Origin of the sequence: Mesorhizobium sp. M0292, assembly GCF_040321695.1 — a bacterium.
In the GTDB taxonomy this organism is placed as follows: Bacteria; Pseudomonadota; Alphaproteobacteria; order Rhizobiales; family Rhizobiaceae; genus Mesorhizobium.
In genome coordinates, this window is record NZ_JAMYSB010000010.1 from 1 (window position 1) to 20348 (window position 20348).

Consider the following 20348-nt stretch of genomic DNA (forward strand, 5'->3'; position numbering starts at 1 on the left):
CACGGCATGCCCCCCCGCGGGTGCCCGTGGGGCGCGGGCCCCGCCCCCCCCCCTCCAAGCTGGCCGCCGATGCCTGAAAAACACAATTCTCGTACAAAACCCCCCGCGCCTGCACCCCCGGGGCGCCTCATTTCTTCAAGTCGTCGAGATCAGTTGCAAGCCGCGACGCTGCCGGCGGCGACGCCCGTGCAGACTTCGTCCTTCTTGATCCAGCCGGCGTCGATGACGACGTTGAGGTTGTCCTTGGTGATCGCGACGGGGGTCAGGAACAGCGACTTGACGGTGTTGCCGCCAGGCGTGGTGAAGTCCTTGGCGCCGGCAATGTCGCCGGTCTTCTTGCCATCGGCAAGCTGCGAGGCGATCTCGGCGGCGTTCTTGCCGAGTTCGCGCGCGTCCTTCCACACCGACACCGTCTGCGTGCCGAGCGCGATGCGGTTCAGAGCGGCATGGTCGCCGTCCTGGCCCGAGACCGGAACCGTTCCGGCAAGGCCCTGCGCCGTCAGCGCGGCGACAACGCCGCCGGCTGTGCCGTCATTGGCCGCAACCACGGCATCGACCTTGTTGTCATTGGCGGTCAGGAACTGTTCCATGTTCTTCTGGGCATTGGCCGGCAGCCAGCCATCGGTATAGGCCTCGCCGACATTCTTGATCTTGCCCGAGTCGATGGCTTCCTTGAGCACTTCCATCGAGCCCGAGAACAGGAAATCGGCATTCGGATCCGAGCCAGAGCCCTTGATAAAGACATAGTTGCCCTCGGGCTTCGCCTTGAACACTTCGCGGGCCTGCATGCGGCCGACTTCTTTGTTGTCGAAGGTCAGGTAGAAGACGTCCTTGTTCTCGATCAGGCGGTCATAGCCGACGACCGGAATGCCTTCGTCCAGCGCCTTCTGCACCGCCGGGCCGATGGCCGACGCGTCCTGCGCCAGGACGATCAGCGCGTTGGCGCCTTGTGAGATCAGGCTTTCGACGTCGGTCAGCTGCTTGCCGGGATTGGACTGCGCGTCGGCGGAAATGTACTTGTCGCCGGCGGCTTCGATCGCCGTCTTCATCGCCGCCTCGTCCGTCTTCCAGCGCTCTTCCTGGAAGTTCGACCAGGAGACGCCGATGACCTTGTCCTTCGCCTGCGCGACCGAGACCAGCGTCAGCGACATGGCGGCGCCCGCCAGCATGGCGGCTGCAAATCTGTTCATGATAAACCCTCCCTGCGCCGCGCGCGGCGCGACAAAACTGGCCCGAGGGCCGGCACACAGAGGCTCCATTTTTTCGAGCCTCGAAAAAATACTGGTTCAATGATAAGGCACTGTCAACATCGATTCTGATGGATTCTGATGGCGTTGCCGAATTTTTTCGAGCTCCGCAATAAACAATGACAGGGCTGCCGGCGTCTGCCAATATTTGGCTGGTGCCGTCGAACGCCTTCACTATCATGAGGCGCGAGGAGGCCGGGAGGAAAACAAATGTCGGTTGGGATCCGCCACGACGATCTGCGCCGTCGCAACCGTGCGATGGTGATTTCGGCCGTGCGCCGGGCCGGCCAGCCGTCGCGGACCGAGATTGCGGCGACCACCGGCCTCAGCCATTCGACGATATCGGCAATCTCGTCTGATCTAATTCAAGAAGGCATCCTGATTGAAGGCAAGCCTGGCGAGACCGGCTCGCTGAAACGCGGCCGGCCGCAGGTCGGCCTTGGCCTCAACCCGGAAGCGGCGGCGGTCATGACCGTGGTGCTGTCGCTGAACTTCCTCTCCGTCACCGTCATCGACTATGCCGGCCAGGTGGTCGCGGAAGAACAGCGCCGGCTCGACACGCTGACCATGCCGCGCGACGAGCTGATCGGCGAATGCGTAGCAATCGTCGGGCGGCGTCTCGCGGACCCGGACCTCGATGTCCAGAGCATCGCCCGCATTGCCATGGGCATCCAGGGCATCACCGATTCGCAGGCGCGGGCCATGCTGTGGTCGCCAATCACGCCACTGACCGACATTGCCTTCGCCGACATGTTGGAAGCGGAATTCGGCATTCCTGCCACCATGGAGAACGACTGCAATATGATGGCGGTGGCCCTGCAATGGCGCCAGCCCGAGCGCTACCGCGACAATTTCATCGCGATCCTCTTGTCGCACGGCATCGGCATGGGGCTGGTGCTGAAAGGCGAACTGTTCACCGGCACCCATTCCTCGGGCGGCGAGTTCGGCCACATGATCCACCGTCCGGGCGGCGCGCTCTGCCGCTGCGGGCGGCGCGGCTGCGTGGAAGCCTATGCCGGAAACTACGCCATCTGGCGCAGCGCCAAAATGATGGGCGAGGATGCCGAGCCGGTCGATATCGGCGACGCTGATATGCGGGCGCTGGCCGCTCGTGCGCGAGAGACGGACGGACCGGAGCGCGAAGCCTATCGCAGGGCCGGTGAGGCGCTCGGCTTCGGCCTCGGCAGCCTGTTTGCGCTGATCGACCCGGCCCCCGTCGCCATGGTCGGCGTCAGCGCCGCCGCGTTCGACCTGATCGAACCGGCATTGCGCGAAGCGATCGCCCAGACCGCCGGCGGCCAGCACTCGAAGTCGATCTCCTTCGACACCGAGCCCAACGAGCTGCCGCTGATCCGCGAAGGCTGTGCCACGCGCGCGCTCGGCTTCGTCGACCAGGAGATTTTTGCGCCGGGTATTCAGCCCAAATCCGGCAAGCATGTCGCGTGAATGGCCGGCAACGGCGCGACGCGCAGGATCCTAGTCTTCCCTGATCGCGTAGCCGGCGCCGCGAATGGTACGGATGACATCCGGCATGCGGCCGTTGTTGACGGCCTTGCGCAGCCGCCCGACATGCACGTCGACGGTTCGCTCGTCTATATAGATCGTCTCGCCCCAGACATTGTCGAGCAGTTGGCTGCGCGAGAACACGCGGCCGGGATGGCGCATCATGAATTCGAGCAGCCGGAACTCGGTCGGTCCGAGCCTGATCTCGCTCTTCTTGCGGTAGACACGGTGCGACTCGCGGTCGAGCACGATGTCGCCGACCTTGAGCACGCTGGACAGCACTTCCGGCTTGGCCCGGCGCAGCAGCGCCTTCACGCGCGCCATGAACTCCGGCGTCGAGAATGGCTTGACCAGATAGTCGTCGGCGCCGGTGGACAGGCCGCGCACGCGATCGCTTTCCTCACCGCGCGCGGTCAGCATGATGATCGGCAGCCGCTCGGTTTCGGGCCGCACTCTAAGCCGCCGGCAGAGCTCGATGCCGGAAACAGCGGGCACCATCCAGTCGAGCACCAGGAGATCGGGCACGTTTTCCTGCAGGCGGATCTCGGCCTCGTCGCCGCGTGTCACCACCTCGACTTGATAGCCTTCGGATTCGAGGTTGTAGCGGAGGAGCACGCCTAGCGGCTCCTCGTCCTCCACGACCATGATGCGTGGCGCGATCATAGGCAGTTCACCCTCATCAGGCCGGCGTGGCCATCGCCGTCTCGTCCTGCTTCGGACGATTGGCGGGCAATTGCTGGCCGGTCAGCACATAATACGCATTTTCGGCGATGTTGGTGACATGATCGCCGATGCGCTCAAGATTCTTGGCGCAGAACAAGAGATGCGTGCAGGCGGTGATGTTGCGAGGGTCTTCCATCATGTAGGTCAAGAGCTCACGAAACACGGACGTGTATTTGACGTCGATGCGCTCGTCGTCATTCCTGAGTTTTGCAAGCGCTGCCGCATCGGTGGCGGCATATTCCTCGACGACGCCTTGCACCTGGATCAGCACCAGTTGCGCCATGGCATCGATGGAGTGCGAGAGGTCGCGCGGCGTGACGCTCAAGCCCACGGTGCCGACGCGTTTGGCGATGTTCTTGGCGAGATCGCCGATGCGCTCGAGGTCGCCGGCCATGCGGATCGAGCCGACCACGGCGCGCAGATCGTTGGCCATCGGCTGGCGCTTGGCGATCAGCGTGATGGCGCGGTCGTCCAGTTCGCGCTGGCGCGCATCCATGATGGCGTCGTCGGAAACGACACGCTGTGCCAGCGCATTGTCCGAATTGAGCAGCGCCCTGGTCGAGCCGCTGACCATCGAGCCGGCCAGATCGCCCATGTCGCGGATCAGCTTGCTGATCTGCCCGAGCTCTTCATCGAAGGAGGCGACGGTATGTTCACCCATGATCTTGGTCCTCGTGCCTGAAAATTCACCCCGCCGGACGGCTCAGCCGAAGCGGCCGGTAATGTAGTCTTGGGTGCGCTTGTCGTCGGGGTTGGTGAACATCTTGTCGGTGGCGCCCTCCTCGACGAGATAGCCGAGATGGAACATCGCTGTACGCTGCGACACGCGCGCCGCCTGCTGCATCGAGTGGGTGACGATGACGATCGTGTAGTTCTGGCGCAGTTCGTCGATCAGCTCCTCGACACGGGCGGTGGCGATCGGATCGAGCGCCGAGCAGGGCTCGTCCATCAGGATCACCTCCGGCGACACGGCGATGGCGCGCGCGATGCACAGGCGCTGCTGCTGGCCGCCGGACAGGCCGGTGCCGGGCTCCTGCAGGCGGTCCTTGACCTCGTTCCAGATCGCAGCCTTCTTAAGGCTCTGCTCGACGATCTGGTCCATGTCGGACTTGCGCTTGGCCAGCCCATGGATGCGCGGGCCGTAGGCGACGTTCTCGTAGATCGACTTCGGGAACGGGTTGGGTTTCTGGAACACCATGCCGACGCGGGCGCGCAGTTCGACGACATCGATGTTCTTGTCGTAGATGTCGTCTTCATCGAGCGTGATCTTGCCGGTCACCCGCGCCGAATCGATGGTGTCGTTCATGCGGTTGAGGCAGCGCAGGAAGGTCGACTTGCCGCAGCCGGACGGGCCGATCAGCGCCGTCACCTGGTTCTGTCGGACGTCGAGATTGACGTCGAACAACGCCTGCTTCTCGCCGTAGAAGACGCCGACCTTGTCGCCGCGCATCTTGATGACTTCGTTCGACTTGGCGTTCATTTTGTCGCCCACTGCATTCTCAAGGGACTGTTCGGTCATGATGTTCATACCAAATTGCCTTTTTTCTACCAGCGCCGCTCGAACCGGCGCCGGAGCACGATCGCGGTGATGTTCATGGCCATGAGGAAGACGAGCAGGATGATGATGGCGCCGGACATGCGCTCGACAAAAGCGCGCTCAGCCTCGTTTGCCCACATATAGATCTGCACCGGCAGCGCGGTCGCCGGATCGAAAGGCGTCGCCGGATAATCGGCGACGAAAGCGACCATGCCGATCAAGAGCAGCGGTGCTGTCTCGCCGAGCGCACGCGCCAGGCCGATGATGGTGCCGGTAAGGATGCCTGGGGCGGCAAGCGGCAGGATGTGGTGGAACACCATCTGCATCTTGGAGGCGCCGAGGCCGAGTGCCGCCGAGCGGATCGACGGCGGCACCGCGGCGAGGGCGGCGCGCGTGGCGATGATTATGGTCGGCAATGTCATCAAGGTCAGCACCAGGCCGCCGACGAAGGAAGCCGAGCGCGGCATGCCGAGGAAGTTGATGAACACGGCAAGGCCAAGCAGACCGAAGACGATCGACGGCACCGCCGCGAGATTGTTGATGTTGACTTCGATCAGGTCCGTAAAGCGGTTCTTCTTGGCGAATTCCTCGAGATAGATCGAGGCGGCGACGCCGATCGGCAGCGCCAGCAAAAGCACGATCACCATCATGTAGAACGACCCGATGATGGCCACGGCCATGCCCGACGTCTCGGGCCGGCTGGAGGCGCCATAGCTGAACAGGCCGGTGTTGAAATGCTCGGCCATCGCGCCTTCGGCTTTGAGCTTGTTCATCCAGTCGATCTGCTGGTTGGACACCTTGCGGCGCGCTTCATCGACGCCGAGGTCGATCTGGCCCTTGAAGGCCGAGTCGAGATTGGCGGCGGCCAGGATGTCGACGTCACGCGTCGTGCCGATCACCGACGGATCGGCGGAGACGATGTCGCGCAGCTGGACGCGGGCGCCTTCCGACAGGAAGCCCTTGAGCTTCAGCATCATCGGCTTGTTGGCCGGATCGATGCCGAGCTTGGCCACCAGCGCGTTTTCGGCGAGCTTGGGATAGTTCGCCTTGATCAGCACATTCGGGTCTGTGGCACGCTTGTTCGAGGGGTCGATGACCTTCTCATCGAAGGTGATCGGAAGCGTCACCGTCGTCTGCCAGAAGGCGGTGTAGCCTTTCGAGACGATGGTGATCAACATGATGGCCAGGAACGCCAGGCCCACCGAGATCGCAATCACGCCATAGATGCGGAACCGGCGTTCGGCGGCATAGCGCGCCTTCAGCCCGATGTCGCGGCGCGGACGCGCGACGGCACCCGCCATCGTGTCCAGGGGGATGTCGGTCATTCGTACTGCTCCCGGTACTTGCGCACAATGTAGAGGGCGACGATGTTCATCACCAGCGTCAGCGCGAACAGCGTCAGGCCGAGCGCGAAGGCGACCAGCGTCTGCGGCGAGTTGAACTCGAGATCGCCGGTCAGCTGGTTGACGATCTTGACAGTGATGGTCGTCATCGCCTCGAACGGATTGGCCGTCAGATTGGCGGCGACGCCCGCCGCCAGCACGACGATCATCGTCTCGCCGATGGCGCGCGACGCCGTCAACAGGATGGCGCCGACGATGCCGGGCAGTGCCGCCGGCAGGATCACCCGCTTGATCGTCTCGGAGCGCGTGGCGCCGAGGCCGAGCGAGCCGTCACGCATTGCGCGCGGCACCGCGGTGATGATGTCGTCGGACAAAGAGGACACGACCGGGATCAGCATGACGCCCATCACCAGGCCGGCGGTGAAGATGCTCTGGCCCTGGATGAAGGGCGAGCCGCCGGTGAGTGCCGCCGACAGGTCGCGCAAGAACGGTCCGAGCGTGACCACGGCGAAGATGCCGTAGACGATGGTCGGGATGCCGGCCAGCAGTTCAAGCGCGGGCTTGACCACCGACCGGACGCTGCGCGAGGCGTATTCGGACATGTAGACCGCCGACATCAGCCCGACCGGCACTGCGACCAGAAGCGCGACGGCGGCGATGTAGAGCGTGCCGGCGAGTAGCGGGATCAGGCCGAACTGACCCTGGCTGCCGCCGGAACCGGCGGCGGCGAAACGCGGATCCCACACCGTGCCGAAGAAGAAGCTCATCGGCGATACGCTTTCGAAGAAGGTGATCGTCTGGAACAGCATCGACAGCACGATGCCGACCGTGGTCAGGATGGCGATGGTCGAGGCCGCAAGCAGCCCCCACAGCATCAACTTCTCGACATTGTTGCGCGCCCTGGCGCGCGGCGCGATCTGCCTCAGCGCATAGAAGGCGCCGGCGATCGACAGAGCGAAGGTCAGCACGGCGCCGAACAGGCCGAGCCGGTCCTGGACCTGGTTCGCCTCGACCGCGATCGGGATCATATAGTCCTGGGTGTCGCTGGCCAGTGCCACGCCCTTGGCGGCGAGCAGCGGCTGCAATTCGGCGAAAGTAGCGGGAAGTGCGGTATCGCCATCGAGCCGACGCAGGCCCTTGGCCAGGCTCTTCACCAGGCTGGCGTCGAGCGCTTCGCTGGCGACCTTTGTGTCGGCGGTGCGCTCGGGCAAAGCGGCATGGATATGCCGGTCGAGATAGAAGGAAGAGCCGATATCCCAGACGGCGAGCAAAAGGACGGCAGGCAGGACCGCGAGCAGAAAGGCCCACCAGCCATGATAATGCGCGCGCGAATGCGGCTTGACCTTGCCGGTATCCTGCGCCGCTGCGCGCTGGCGGCCGACCACAAAAGCGACCACGCCTATGGCAATGACTATGGCGAGTACGAGCAAGGACGACATCACCCACCCCAGGGAAAATTCAGATCGCCGCCGCCGTTGCGGCAAGCGGCGAAATCAGGGCGCGGATTTGGTCCGCGCCCTGATCCGGTCGGTCGATTACATTGTCTTTCCGGCGGCGAAGGCGTCGCGCTGGCCCTGACGTTCGGCGTCGGGAGCGGAAACCAGGCCGTACTGGGCGAGCGGGCTTTCCGGGCCGATCATCTGGTCATCAAGGAAGAACTCGACATATTCCTTGAGGCCGGGAACGACGCCCAGATGCGCCTTCTTGACGTAGAAGAACAACGGCCGCGACACGGGGTACGTGCCATCGGCGATGGTCTGCGTCGAAGGCACGATGCCTTCCACGGTGGCGACCTTCAGCTTGTCGGCATTGTTCTCGTAGAAGGCGAGGCCGAACACGCCAACGCCGGTCTTGTTGGAGTCGATGCGGGCCAGCGTCTCGGTGTAGTCGCCATCGATGTCGACAGCCTTGCCGTCCTTGCGGATGGCGATGCAGGTCTTGCCGATTTCCTTGTCGTCGGCGATGCCGGCAGCCTTCAAAGCGGCCTTGTCGCAGCCGGCGTCGAGCAGCTTGGTCTCGAACACTTCACGGGTGCCGTGCTTCTCACCCGGGATATAGGCGGCGATATCCCAGTCGGGCAGCTTCGGATTCACCTGGTTCCACTTGGTGTTCGGGTTTTCGACCAGCTTGCCGTCGACCACCAGCTTGGCGGCGAGCGCCTTGTAGATGTCGGCGGGAACCAGCGCCCAGTCCGGACCCTTGATGTCGGTGGCAAAGACGATGCCGTCATAGCCGATGCGGACTTCCTGGACGTCCTTGACGCCGGCGTCGGCGCAGGACTTCAGCTCGTCCTTCTTGATCGGGCGCGAGGAGTTGGCGATGTCGATCGTGTCTTCGCCGACGCCCTTGCAGAACTCCTTGATGCCGGCGCCGCTGCCGCCGGACTCGACCACCGGGGTCTTGAAGTTGGTGAAGGTTTCGCCGAACTGCTCGGCGACGATCTTGGCGTAAGGCAGCACGGTCGACGAACCGGCGACCTGGATCTGGTCACGCGCAGCGGCGACACCGGACGATGCGGCGAACGCTACCGCCACGGCCGATGCCGTAACGAGGAATTTCTTCATGTGGCCTGCTCCTGTTCGGAAGATGGTCTCTTGGCGCCCTCTTCAAACCGGCGCCCGCTGAGGCCAATAGCCTTCGATTATTACAGTCGCATGACAGTTTCGTGTCAGCCCGGTAACGTCGCACAGACGTCTTGTGGGCCGCCCCCTTTAAGCCGGTTTGTGGGAATGGAAGTTGCCGCTGGAATCAGACGCTTGCGCGATCCGTGCTGGCATCATGTCCCGGCACACCGCAGGCCGCGATGCCGAGAAAGAAAAACCGGACGGGAGCGCGTTGCCCGTGGCCAGAGCGAATCTTGGCCGAGCCATCGCCAAAAACAGGTCCGTTGGGGTAGATTCGACGCTGTTTCTTGTCGGCGGTCGCTTGCTCCCGCCCGTAACTGAATGAGCGGTTTCGTTGCGACCATTGTCCTGACTGGGCGCCAGCTTTGATATGGTGCGATCGCACCATATCCTTGGCTGTTGCGGCGCGGCCGAATCCCGGCCGGCGCCGCAGGTTGCTATCCAGCGTCTCGTTGGGCTTCGCTTGATATGCCGACCCAGCGCTCGACCTTTTCGAGCAGCGCCCTGGGGCTGATCGGCTTGGGCAAATAGTCATCCATGCCGGCTTCCAGGCAGCGCTCACGGTCGCCCTTCAAAGCATGCGCGGTGACGCCGACGATCGGGATATGCATACCCGTATGTTCTTCAAGCCGGCGAATTGCGGCGGTGGCCTCGAGCCCATTCATCTCCGGCATCGAGACGTCCATCAGGATCATACGCGGATTGAGCCTGCCGAAGGCGTCGAGCGCCTTGCGGCCGTTGCCGACAATTTCGAAACTATAACCGGTCTCGCCGATTATCTGGGTGAACACCATCTGGTTCACCTCATTGTCCTCGGCAACGAGGATGTCGAGCCGGCTTTCATCCCCGGCGGCCCGGGCGCGGGCGCGAACCGGCGGCGGTTGCAGCAAGGCGCGTTCCGATGCAGCGAGCGGCGGCTTTGCCGGTGACGGTCCGTTCCTGTCGTTGCCGGACCCGCTGCTTGCCGCCGGGAGCACGCGGCTCCCCGTGATATTGTGATGGTGGCGCTGGATGGTAGCGACCAGCGTTTCCAGAAGCACCGAGGAACGCGCCGGCTTGATCAGCTGGGCGTCGATGCCGAGATCGCGATAGCTGGTGTTGGCGAGCGACTGGTCGACCGAAGTCAGCATGATGATCGGCGTGTCGGCCAGCCCTGCGGTGCTGCGCACGACGCGCGCCATTTCGGCGCCGCTCATCCCCGGCATCTGATAATCGAGCACGACGCAGTCGACCGGCACGCCGTAGGCAGCCGCGGCGACCAGCACCTTGAGCCCTTCGGGTCCGCTTTCGGCGGCGCAGGAATCGAAGGTCCATGACGCCATCTGCTCGCTCAGGATCGATCGGTTGACGGCATTGTCGTCGACGATCAGCACCCGTGAGCCGGTCACGTCGACCGGCATGATCCGCCGTCCGGTCCGTTCCTCGGCCCTGGGCAATGTCACGGTGAACCAGAAGGTCGAGCCCTTGCCTTCGGCGCTCTCGACACCGATCTCGCCGCCCATCAACTCGACCAGCCGCGAGGTGATGGCGAGCCCGAGCCCTGTGCCTTCGTGGCGTCTGGTCGACGAGGTGTCGGCCTGACTGAATTTTTCGAAGACGAGCTTCAGTTTCTGCTGCGGAATGCCGATGCCGGTATCGGTGACCGAAACGGTCAGCTTTGTCCCCGTCGGCCCCCTTTGTCCCGTCACGTCGACCAGCACGTGGCCTTCGTCGGTAAACTTCACCGCGTTGCCGACCAGATTGGTGACGATCTGCCTGATGCGACCGACATCGCCGACGAACAGGCTTCCCAGGCCCGGCTCGACGCGCACGATGAGCTCGAGGTCCTTCTCCTTGGCGCGGGTCGATATCAGCGTCGCCACATCCTCGATCGCTTCGGGCAGGTTGAAGGGCGCAGGGTCGAGCACCAGCTGTCCGGCATCGATCTTGGAGAAGTCCAGTATGTCGTTGATGATGGTCAAGAGCGCGTTACCCGATTTGACGATGATGTCGGTGAACGTCTTCTGCTTGGGATCGAGGTCGGATTTGGCCAGCAACTCGGCCATGCCGAGTACGCCGTTCATCGGCGTGCGGATTTCGTGGCTCATATTGGCCAGGAATTCCGACTTGGCGCGGTCGGCCAACACGGCGCGCTGCCGCGCCTCGCGCAGTTCGGCCTCGCGCAGCTTCAGTTCGGTGATGTCGGTGGTCGACCCAATCAGATAGAGCGAACCGTCGGACGCGATCATCGCGCCCTTGCGGGCGAACTGGTGGCGCACGCTGCCGTCGGCAAGCGTCACCGTTTCCTCGATCTCCTGTGTATCGCCTGTGCGCAGCACGGCGAGATCGCTGTTGACGAAGGCTTCGCCGTCCTCGCCGAAAATCTCGATGTCCGTCTTGCCGATCGCGTCTTCCCTGCGGAGGCCGGTGAGGTCGCACCAGCCCTTGTTGACGTAGAACTGCCTGAGGTCGGAGCGCTTGGCGTAGATCGACACCGGCACGTTGTCGATGAGATTGCGGAACACCTCGTTCTCGCGCATGCTCTCTTCCAGCGCCTGCTCGCGCGCCTTGACGTCGGTGATGTCGGTGCTGGAGCCGACAAGGTGCACCGACCCATCGAGCGCCACCAGCCGGCTCTTGCGCGTCATCAATTGCCGCACCGTGCCGTCGCGATGGGTAACGGGCTCCTCGGCGTCTTCGGCTTCGGTCTCGCGGCGCTTCATGTCGGAGATGTCGAACAGGAAACCGGCGACATAGTTGCGGCCGCTGGGCATGCCGACGCGGTTCTTGCGCACGATGCGCGAGCGGCTGGCGCCCTCGGCGTCGAAAGTCTCCTCGACCTCGTAGGGCGTGCCGGTCGCCAGCACGGCGCGTTCGCTGTCTTCGAACTGCGCGGCGTCCTTTTGCTTGAGGAAGTCGCCGCCGGGCCTGCCCAGCATCGCTTGCGGGCTCTGTCCGAACAGTGCCGAAAACGCCTCATTGACGAAGACGAAACGCAGATTGTCGTCCTTGACGAAGATCGGGTCCTTGACGCCGTTGATCACCGCCTCGGCCAGCCGCGATTTCTCCAGCGCATGGGCGAGTTCAGCCTCGCGATCCTTCATGTTGGTGACGTCGACATAGGAGATCAGCCTTTTGCCGCCGGCGAGCGGCGCCAGCGATGCAATCAGCGTACGGCCGTCATTGCGTGGCAGTTGCCTGGAGCCCACCAGGCCGGCCGAGATTTCTGCTTCGCGCTCGGCGATGTGGTCCTGCCATTCCGCATCGTCAGCACCGTACGGGTCCATATCGCGGCTGGCCTGCATCAGTTCGCGGAAGCCGCAGCCGATCCTGGCGCGTCGGGGATCGATTTCCCAGAAATCATAGAAGGCGCGGTTGATCACCTCCGCCCGCATGTCCGCATCAAGGACGAGCACGCCGATCGGCATCTGGTCGACCATCGTGCGAAGATTGGCGAAGGTCTCCGTGATTTTGGCGTTGGCACTCTCGATCTCTGCGTCGCGACGCTTGAGCTCGGAGACGTCGTAGTAGGTCAACAGCCGCTTGCCGCCGGACAATGCCGTCACCGAGAACATCATCGTCCTGCCGTTGGCATGGAGAAATTCGCGTGGCGCAACCGAGCCGGCGCTGATCTCCTCGATGCGGGTGGCTAGGTAGTGCTGCCACTGCTGTTCATCGAGATCGCCGTAGATGCCGTTGCGGCGGTTGAGTTCCATCAACAGACTGAACGGCGCGCCGACAGTGACGGCGCCATCGGGAATCCTGGAGAGCTCGCGATAGGCCTTGTTGACGATGAGTGTGCCGAGCTTTTCGTCAAGCAGCACGACGCCCATATGCATGGCATCCATCGTCCGCTCGAGATCGGCGAGGTGCTGCGTGGCCTCCCCGGCCGGCGGATCGCTCTCGTCCTGCCGCAGTTCGTCCAGCGCACCGGCCAGTGCCGTGACGTTGCGGCCGATGCCGCGATAGCCGATGAATTCGCCTTCGCCGTCGAACCGCGGGGAACCGGTGATCGAAACCCAGCGGCAGCCGGGACGGCCGCCCTTCAACTCATAAACAAAGTCGCGAAACGGCCGATGCGCCTGCAGATCCTCCAGATGCGCGGCGGCGTGTCGATTGCCGTGCACCATCTGCTTGAGGAAATCGAAGCGGAAACGGCCAAGAATGCTGGCGGGATCGATGCCGGTGGCGGCCTGGTAGTTCTCCGAAAGCCAGGAAAAGCGCAGCTCGGCGTCGGTCTCCCAGACCCAGTCGGCGCCGGCCTCGACCAGTTCGCGCAGCGCTTCGGGCGAACCCCCGACGGACGTATCCTCGCCGTTCACCACCCCTTTTCGGGAACCGCGTCCGCCGCGTGTTCCAACAGTCCCGTCAGCCATCCCGTTCCCACCCCGAAAGCCAAGGCCGAACCCCCTCAGCGGTTCGCCGGCGGAATTTGCCCGAGAAGCATTAATGATCCGCTAACCATAACCAATCCAGACTGCGGCCAGAGCCACATTGCCCTGCGGTATTCCGCCGGTTGTCGGCGGAACCCCGGCCGGGCTATAAGTCGGCGGGGGTGTTGCTGATGACGGGTTGGATCGTGCCTTGTTTCCTGTGCCTGGCGCTGCTTGCGGGCAGCGGCTGCGCACGCAGCTATGACGGCACGGTGGTGATCCCGAAGCCGCTCGATATCAGGCGGGTCTGGGATCGCGATCCGTCGCAGACTGAGGCCAGCCGGATGCAGGCGGCAGCCGGTGTGTTTCCGACGCCGCCGCCGCAGGAGCCCTACCGGCCCGCGGCACGCAGGCACACAACACAAATAGCCGCGCCAAGGCGGCACGTCAGGTCCAGCCCTCCCAGCATGGCTTCCGAACCGGCCAATCCGCTCACCTGCAAGAATGTCAGCGAACCCGGCAAACGCTACAGGATGGTTTGCGAATAGCTGGTACTAGAGCAATTCCAGGAAAAGTGTGAAACGGTTTTCCGTCCGGAATTGCGTAAAACAAAGACATAGAGCGGTTCGCCGTTTCGGTGAAACGGTGAAACGCTCTAGGCGCAGGTTACTCCGCCGGGAAGAAAGCCGGCCCGACCACCCTGACCGGCCGCGAGCCGGCCAATGGCAGACCGACTGTCGCTGGGCGGCGCCCCTGGCCTCTGCAGCGTCTGCGCCAGGCTGGGGAATTTGCGCCACGGTGCCAAGATCCGGCTTCGCTGACGGCAAAGGAATGATCGCGTTGGCCATATTGGCTGGCGTCACCGTGCGCGCTCTCAGCTCGGCAACGCGCTGGTGATAGCGCTTGAGGTCGCAGGCCCTGAAGTTCGCATCATTGCGATATTTGAAGGCCGTCGGCAGGTCCTTGTAGGATGTGCGCGTATCGAGCGCGACCATCTTTTCGGTTTCAAGGCTTGGGTCCCTGAGCGTGTACAGGTCGACGCCGGCATCGTCGCAGATGTAGCGGCACTGGTCGACCATCTCCTTGACATCGCCGCCTTGCACGAACTGCGATTTCGGCGCCGGGAAGAAATAGCCGTCGGAGAGACGAACGCAAAACAGCATCGAATTGCTGCCGATCATGGCGCCAGCAGGACGCTGTCTTTGTTGCCCGGCGGCGGGCGTGCAGCCGAGCGCGACGAGCCTGGCCTGCAGTCCGGACGCATCCCGGCGCGAAATCGCGGCGCCGGCGATCTGGCGTTGCACCTGTGTGCGGCTTTTGGCGAGGTCGGCGCAAGCATTGAAGAAGCCCCCCACCGCACTTTGCGCCGTGCACCGGCGTTGCCTCTCCAGCCCCTGGATCGCCGCAAGCTGGCGACGTAGCTGCGCAAGCTCGGAGCTGATCCCGCCGCTGCGGCCGGACGGTGCCAGCTGGCTCCTGAGCGCGGCGCATGGATCGGCAAGGGAAGCCGAAATGCCGAGGACGCTTGCCGCTACCGACACCAGTGCAAAGGTCACGACAAGCCACAAATGCATCATCGGCGACACCTGGTCCTTGTACCCCTGTGGAGCCGATCGCCGCTCCAGCCGATTGAGCATCAATGCGTGAGGCAAGTCTAATTGAAGAGACGCCAAGAACCGCCAGGTATTTTATGCCGAGTGTATTATGCCGGTTCCCGTAAATTCGCTATTACACTTTTGTTTCAAGATTGAGACGTAGCCAGGCTCCGGCGAGCCCAGGCCGCCGCAATCATCGATCCCGCCTTATCGGCCCTTGCGGATGAAACCTTTCTCCGGTGTCTCGCGTTGTGTCGGGCAAAGGAGACCGAAGATGTCTATTCACTTCACTGTCTCTGGCCTGACCAGGAACCTGTTCCACTCGCTGGGGCTGGACCATGAGCGGGCGCCGAGAGCGCTCGATCCCGAACAGAGCCTGTTGCTGGAATGCTATCTCGCCGGACAGATTCCGGAATCCGCCTGGGCCGACTACGTCTTCGAGGCGCCGGAACTGCAGCGGCATGTGGATATCAGGCGCCCGCACAACTGATCAGAGCAATTCCAGGAAAAGTGCGAGCGGTTTCCGTCCGGAATTGCGTCAAGACAACGGGGGGCGGGTCGCCGTTTCGGCGAAACGGTGAAACGCTCGCCCGCTCGCCTACTGCTTGGGCGAAGCGAATTGCACGGTGAAGACATTGCCCGCGACGCCTTGCGCCAGCGTCGGCGAAAAGCTCAACGGCAAGCACTTTTGCAGGGCAGTGGTTGCGGCGTCGACGAACGACTTCCTGGTATCCGCATCGCCATCGACCTTGATCGCCGTCGGCCGCGGCGGACCGATCAGCGTGCCGTCGCGCTTGAAGCTGAAGCTCAAGGTGACGCTGGCATTTCCAACACCCGCCGGCGGCGTCCAGCGCGCCTGGATGGCATCGCCGACCTCCGCCATCGTGTCGAGCGGCGCGGCATTGCACGGGTAGCCTCCGACCAACACAACACCGGCAATCGCAAACACTCTCGCTACGCCCTTCATCGCAAAGCTCCTCGTGTGTCGTCCGCCGACCATGATGGTAGGGTCGAAGCAGACGATGGCAATATGCCTGATGTCGGACTTTACAGCATGAGACGTGCCTGATGGCGCATCGGCGAAAAGCAAAAGGCCGGCATTGCGCCGACCTTTCCCTTCACCCTTGCGCCAGTACATCCGTGGTCGCGCGGTGCCTTCAATAGACAGCGTTCTGGTTAATGAATCCTTAGCTTTACGCGCTGGCCTGCGACTTCACATAGGCGATGTAGCCGCGCACGTCGCCGGCCGGCTCGGCATAGGCCTTGCCGAGTTTCTTCTCCATCGCCGCGACATACTCCTTGGCCCATTTTGGTAGCGCATAGTCGATGACGGCCAGGAACTCCAGCGTCGATGCCAGGCGTATGTCGGCGATCGACGGGTGCTTGCCGCCGATGAACGGCTTGCCGTCCCTGAAGAAGGAGTGAAACACCTCCAGCGGCTCGGCAATCGCCGCCATGGCGGCCTTCTGCGCCTCGGACTTCTTCTCCGGATGAGCGTCGCTATGGCCGACCTCGCCGGCATAGTGCGGGAAACCCAGCGCCGGATAGGTGGCGCGCGCCACATACGGGTAGAGCGTGCCGATCAGGTAGAACATGGCGCTGTCGACCATCGCCCGCTTGGCCGGTGCCTTGGGATAGAATTTCTCCAGCCCGTGCTTGTTGGCGAGATACTGCATGATGGCACAGCTCTCCCACAGCACGCCGCGCGGCAGCCCCTTGTCCTCGATCATCGGCGTCAGATGCGCCGGATTGCGCGCCATATATTCGGGCGAGCGCGTGTGGCCCCAGGCGTCAGTCTCGGCGGCGTCGAACCCGGCCGCACGGGCAAACACCCGGACGGTCATGTTGTTGACGCTCGGCTTCAGCATCGAGAGCTTCAGCGCCGGTTTTTTCGCCGCCTTGACCTTCGGCGCGGATTTCTTGGCAGCCGGCTTTGTCGCGGCTTTCGCGGCCGGCTTCGCGGCTGCCTTCGGCGCGGCCTTTACGGCCGCCTTTGCGGCCGGCTTCGCTGCCGCTTTTGCTGCTGGCTTGGCCGCTGGTTTGCCAGCGCTCTTAACTGTCTTTGCCATTATGGTCCTCCCCTTTTTCTGGCCGTCAGTATGGATTCTTCGGCGTCCGGTCGTCCGACAAGGTCGCGCGCGACCGTTCGACCAGCGTCTGGATCGCGTCGGCAAGGTGCACTTCGGCGATGTTGTAGTCGCCGCGCGCAACGCGCAGCTTGTGCGCCTGCATCAGCACATCGGCGTGGGTGAAGCCGGCCGGCGGCTCAAAGCGATAGGACGCCAGTTCGATCAAGAGGCCGAGCGGATCCTCGAAATAGATCGAATCCATGAAGCCGCGATCCTTGACGCCGCTGTGCTTGATGGCGCGCTCGTCGAGCCGGGCGACCGCCTGCAGGAAGGTCACGCGCGACACCGAGAACGCAATATGATGGACGCAGCCCGGTTCGGTGGGCGTGCGCCGCTTGACCGGCGTGCGGCTCTCGTCGGTGAAGACGGTGATCAGCCTGCCGTCGCCGGGATCGAAATAAAGATGGCTTTCGCTTGGCTTGTCGAGGTTGGGCTGCTCGAAAATGAACGGCATGCCGAGCACGCCTTCCCAAAAATCGATCGAGGTCCGGCGGCCGGCGCCGACGAGCGTGATGTGATGGACGCCCTGCGACTGCAATTTCTGCATCGGTGTCCTCCTCCCCGACCCTCGCCTATGTTCCCCGGCGTCTTGGGCGCCGCAAAGAGCCCTTTGGCTAGGCTTCGTACATGATGCTAGTGCAATTGGCAGCGCCGCGCCACAAGCTCGCGGAGACTGCCGGCGCTGGATGGTGAAAGAGGCTTAAGGTTGCATGACCTGAGGCTACGCAACGGCTCTGAGTTCGGCCTCCGCCAGCGTGCCCAGGCCCGCGCATTCGGCGCATGCCATGGTCTGCCCGGGACAGCCGGCCCGATGCGTACCTTGCGGGCAGCAATGCCCTTTCGACTCACGCCATTTCAAGCAATCGAAAACCTGCCCGCTGCCGTGACAGCACGGGCATATCATTTTTGCCGAATTCATGCCTGCTATGCCAAACCAAATCCGCGTTGCCGCAGATGCTATCCCCGCACCGCAAGTAACAGAGATCGCTACGCTTTCAAGCGTCGCGGCCTGACTTAAATTGGGTGTATTCGGGTGCGCGGACTTGCCGAATTTCGCTGATGCCGCCGACCCTCGCGGTCACACGCGATCCGCGCGGCTGCTGCCCGAAATTTTCGATGATGCGGAAGGAAAGTCGTTGTTTGGTACGCCCAAGGGGAATCGAACCCCTGTTCCCGCCGTGAGAGGGCGGTGTCCTGACCGCTAGACGATGGGCGCGTTCAAGAACCGGCGATATAGGCTGACGGTTTGGAAAAAGCAACTGGGCTTCGAACCGCCGGACCGCTTCTGTGCAATCTCGGTTTGCGGACTTAGCGTTTCGGCTCGATCAGGTCCCACAGATTGCCGTAGAGATCGGCGAAAACCGCCACGGTGCCGTACGGCTCATGGCGTGGCGTTTCATGGAAATCGACGCCGTTTTCCAGCATCGTCGCATGGTCCCTGGCAAAATCGTCGGTTTCGAGAAACAAAACCACGCGGCCGCCGGTCTGGTCGCCGACGCGGCTTTTCTGCACATCGTCCAACGCTTCCGCCAGAAGCAGCCGGGGGCCTTGCCCGGCCGACGGCGTTACCGTCACCCAGCGCTTGCCATCACCGAGATCGATGTTGTCGCAGAGCGCAAAGCCAAGCTTGCCGACATACCAGGCAATCGCCTCGTCATAATCGGCGACGACGAGCGTGACGGTTGCTATGCGGCGATGGTCGGCAAACCCGGTCATTGTTTCGGCCCGCTCATTTGTTGCGGATGGCGAAGCGGCCGATGATACGGCGCTCGGCGATGTCGTAGACGAAGATGGTGCGGCTGCCGTCGCTGAGCTCGGCGTCGATCGAAATGCGATTGCCCGACAGAGCCTGGCTGATCACCTTGGCTCCGACCGGGAGCACTATGTCGGCCGCGAGCGGCTCGCCGGGCGGAACTGGAATGTCGTTGGCGAGCGGCGGGTTCGCGGGCGGCGCTTTGCGCGATTTGTAGACAATGGCTGCGATCACCACCATAAGGGCCAGCAAAAGCAGGCCGAGATTGATGGCCATGAAACGGATGAGCCTGCCGCGCACCTTTTCGATCTCGGGATCGAGCGGCTTTTCTTCTTCATCGGCAACGGGCCGGGCCATGGCAGAACTTCCGGAACTTTTTTCGATGAGCGCTCATAGCGAAGAGACCCCTGAATTGATAGAGGCTGGACAATTCATAGAGGCGGCGCCAACCGTGCTCGAAGCCGGCGCGGAAGCGGCCGGCCAGCGCCTCGACCAGTGGCTGGCGAGCGCCCTTGGTCCCGACATGTCGCGCAGCCGGGTGCAGATGCTGATCCGGCAAGGTGCCGTTTCGATCGACGGCAAGCCGGTCGACGAGACCAAGCGCAAGATGAGTGCCGGCGAGCGCGTATCGGTCGTCATGCCCGAGCCGGAACCGGCCGAACCGCAAGGCGAGGCCATCGTGCTCGACGTGCTTTATGAGGACGACGAGCTGATCGTCATCAACAAGCCGGCCGGCCTCGTCGTCCATCCCGGCGCCGGCAACTGGACCGGCACGCTGGTCAACGCCCTGATCCACCACTGCGGCAACAGTCTTTCCGGCATTGGCGGCGTCAGGCGGCCGGGCATCGTCCATAGGCTGGACAAGGAAACGAGCGGCGTCATGGTGGTGGCCAAGACCGACCGCGCCCACAAGGCGCTGTCGGAGGCCTTTGCCGACCACGGCCGCACCGGCGACCTCGAACGTGCTTATTTGGCGCTGGTCTGGGGAATCCCGTCGCGGCCGACCGGAACGGTCGACGCGCCGCTTGGCCGTGCCGCCGACCGCGTGCGCCGCGCCGTCGTGCCGGAAGGCCGTGACGACGCCCGCCACGCCGTGACCCATTTCACCGTCAAGGAGCGTTTCGGCGAGGGCCAGCAGGCGTTTGCCACCGCCAGCCTGGTCGAATGCCGGCTGGAAACCGGCCGCACCCACCAGATCCGCGTCCACATGGCCCATATCGGCCATCCCGTCATCGGTGACCCGGATTACGGCCAGGCCTTCCGCACCAAGGCCAACCGGCTGCCTGAACTGCTGAAGGGTCAGGTCAAGGCGTTTTCCAGGCAAGCTTTGCATGCCTGGCTCCTTGCATTTCGGCACCCGGCTACCCATTTATCGATGAGGTTCGAGGCGCCGATACCGGGGGACATGGAGGAACTCGTCGGCGGCTTTCGCAAACTCTGAACCCCAGCTATTCCAGGAAAAGTGTGAAACGGTTTTCCGTCCGGAATTGCGTCTAAACAAGCCAGCTAAAACCTGAGCGGCATTGTTCACTTCAGCGTGAC

The 20348-nt window shown here is 63.3% G+C and carries 18 protein-coding genes and 1 tRNA gene; 4 read left to right on the forward strand and 15 right to left on the reverse strand.

The window, feature by feature from the left end; translation table 11 throughout:
* Positions 1–149: 149 nt before the first annotated feature.
* Positions 150–1190 carry a D-xylose ABC transporter substrate-binding protein gene (gene xylF / locus NKI96_RS16850; protein ID WP_023822587.1) on the reverse strand — a complete coding sequence of 347 codons (1041 nt, stop codon included), beginning with the start codon at positions 1188–1190 and terminating at the stop codon, positions 150–152.
* Positions 1191–1457: 267 nt separating this feature from the next.
* Here xylF and NKI96_RS16855 point away from each other — a divergent pair, with 267 nt between their 5' ends.
* Positions 1458–2693 carry an ROK family protein gene (locus NKI96_RS16855; RefSeq protein WP_023807897.1) on the forward strand — a complete coding sequence of 412 codons (1236 nt, stop codon included), beginning with the start codon at positions 1458–1460 and terminating at the stop codon, positions 2691–2693.
* Between the two features lie 30 nt (positions 2694–2723).
* On the opposite strand, the gene phoB is transcribed toward NKI96_RS16855, so the two are convergent.
* The 7 genes from phoB to NKI96_RS16890 all read right to left on the reverse strand — a co-directional run bounded on the left by phoB (position 2724) and on the right by NKI96_RS16890 (position 13332).
* Complete coding sequence (gene phoB, locus NKI96_RS16860; protein WP_023822590.1) at positions 2724–3413, reverse strand: phosphate regulon transcriptional regulator PhoB; 690 nt, start codon at positions 3411–3413, stop codon at positions 2724–2726.
* Between the two features lie 16 nt (positions 3414–3429).
* Positions 3430–4134 carry a phosphate signaling complex protein PhoU gene (phoU, locus tag NKI96_RS16865; RefSeq protein WP_023670109.1) on the reverse strand — a complete coding sequence of 235 codons (705 nt, stop codon included), beginning with the start codon at positions 4132–4134 and terminating at the stop codon, positions 3430–3432.
* A gap of 42 nt (positions 4135–4176) precedes the next feature.
* Positions 4177–5001: a phosphate ABC transporter ATP-binding protein PstB gene (gene pstB, locus NKI96_RS16870; RefSeq protein WP_023670110.1), complete on the reverse strand. Its 825-nt coding sequence runs from the start codon at positions 4999–5001 to the stop codon at positions 4177–4179.
* 17 nt (positions 5002–5018) lie between these two features.
* Positions 5019–6335: a phosphate ABC transporter permease PstA gene (pstA, locus tag NKI96_RS16875; RefSeq protein ID WP_352805274.1), complete on the reverse strand. Its 1317-nt coding sequence runs from the start codon at positions 6333–6335 to the stop codon at positions 5019–5021.
* A complete protein-coding gene (pstC, locus tag NKI96_RS16880; RefSeq protein WP_023693679.1) occupies positions 6332–7792 on the reverse strand; it encodes a phosphate ABC transporter permease subunit PstC in 1461 nt (486 codons plus the stop codon). Before pstC ends, pstA begins: the two co-directional genes overlap by 4 nt.
* A 96-nt stretch (positions 7793–7888) precedes the next feature.
* Entirely contained in the window at positions 7889–8917 is a 1029-nt protein-coding gene (locus tag NKI96_RS16885; RefSeq protein ID WP_023693678.1) for a substrate-binding domain-containing protein, read from the reverse strand.
* A 497-nt stretch (positions 8918–9414) separates the two neighbouring features.
* Entirely contained in the window at positions 9415–13332 is a 3918-nt protein-coding gene (locus NKI96_RS16890) for a response regulator (protein ID WP_352805279.1), read from the reverse strand.
* Positions 13333–13520: 188 nt separating this feature from the next.
* Between NKI96_RS16890 and NKI96_RS16895 the strand changes: the two genes are divergently transcribed.
* Complete coding sequence (locus NKI96_RS16895) at positions 13521–13877, forward strand: hypothetical protein (RefSeq protein ID WP_023693676.1); 357 nt, start codon at positions 13521–13523, stop codon at positions 13875–13877.
* A 6-nt stretch (positions 13878–13883) separates the two neighbouring features.
* Here NKI96_RS16895 and NKI96_RS16900 read toward each other — a convergent pair whose 3' ends face one another.
* Positions 13884–14906 (reverse strand): DUF2865 domain-containing protein, encoded by a 1023-nt coding sequence (locus NKI96_RS16900; RefSeq protein WP_352805282.1) that lies wholly within the window; start codon positions 14904–14906, stop codon positions 13884–13886.
* Positions 14907–15198: 292 nt separating this feature from the next.
* Between NKI96_RS16900 and NKI96_RS16905 the strand changes: the two genes are divergently transcribed.
* Positions 15199–15414, forward strand: a complete 216-nt coding sequence (locus NKI96_RS16905) for a hypothetical protein (protein WP_023670117.1) — start codon at positions 15199–15201, stop codon at positions 15412–15414.
* Positions 15415–15522: 108 nt separating this feature from the next.
* Here NKI96_RS16905 and NKI96_RS16910 read toward each other — a convergent pair whose 3' ends face one another.
* From NKI96_RS16910 to NKI96_RS16935, 6 genes are all read right to left on the reverse strand, one after another.
* Positions 15523–15891: a UCP034077 family protein gene (locus NKI96_RS16910; RefSeq protein WP_352805284.1), complete on the reverse strand. Its 369-nt coding sequence runs from the start codon at positions 15889–15891 to the stop codon at positions 15523–15525.
* Between the two features lie 226 nt (positions 15892–16117).
* Complete coding sequence (locus NKI96_RS16915; RefSeq protein WP_023670119.1) at positions 16118–16993, reverse strand: glutathione S-transferase family protein; 876 nt, start codon at positions 16991–16993, stop codon at positions 16118–16120.
* 25 nt (positions 16994–17018) lie between these two features.
* Positions 17019–17600, reverse strand: a complete 582-nt coding sequence (locus tag NKI96_RS16920) for a VOC family protein (RefSeq protein WP_023670120.1) — start codon at positions 17598–17600, stop codon at positions 17019–17021.
* Between the two features lie 594 nt (positions 17601–18194).
* Positions 18195–18269: transfer RNA gene (locus NKI96_RS16925), tRNA-Glu, on the reverse strand.
* Between the two features lie 92 nt (positions 18270–18361).
* Positions 18362–18769 carry a VOC family protein gene (locus tag NKI96_RS16930; RefSeq protein WP_023693672.1) on the reverse strand — a complete coding sequence of 136 codons (408 nt, stop codon included), beginning with the start codon at positions 18767–18769 and terminating at the stop codon, positions 18362–18364.
* A gap of 13 nt (positions 18770–18782) precedes the next feature.
* Positions 18783–19163, reverse strand: a complete 381-nt coding sequence (locus NKI96_RS16935) for a hypothetical protein (protein WP_023690093.1) — start codon at positions 19161–19163, stop codon at positions 18783–18785.
* A 25-nt stretch (positions 19164–19188) separates the two neighbouring features.
* Here NKI96_RS16935 and NKI96_RS16940 point away from each other — a divergent pair, with 25 nt between their 5' ends.
* Positions 19189–20247 carry an RluA family pseudouridine synthase gene (locus NKI96_RS16940; RefSeq protein ID WP_023693671.1) on the forward strand — a complete coding sequence of 353 codons (1059 nt, stop codon included), beginning with the start codon at positions 19189–19191 and terminating at the stop codon, positions 20245–20247.
* The last annotated feature ends 101 nt before the right edge of the window (positions 20248–20348 follow it).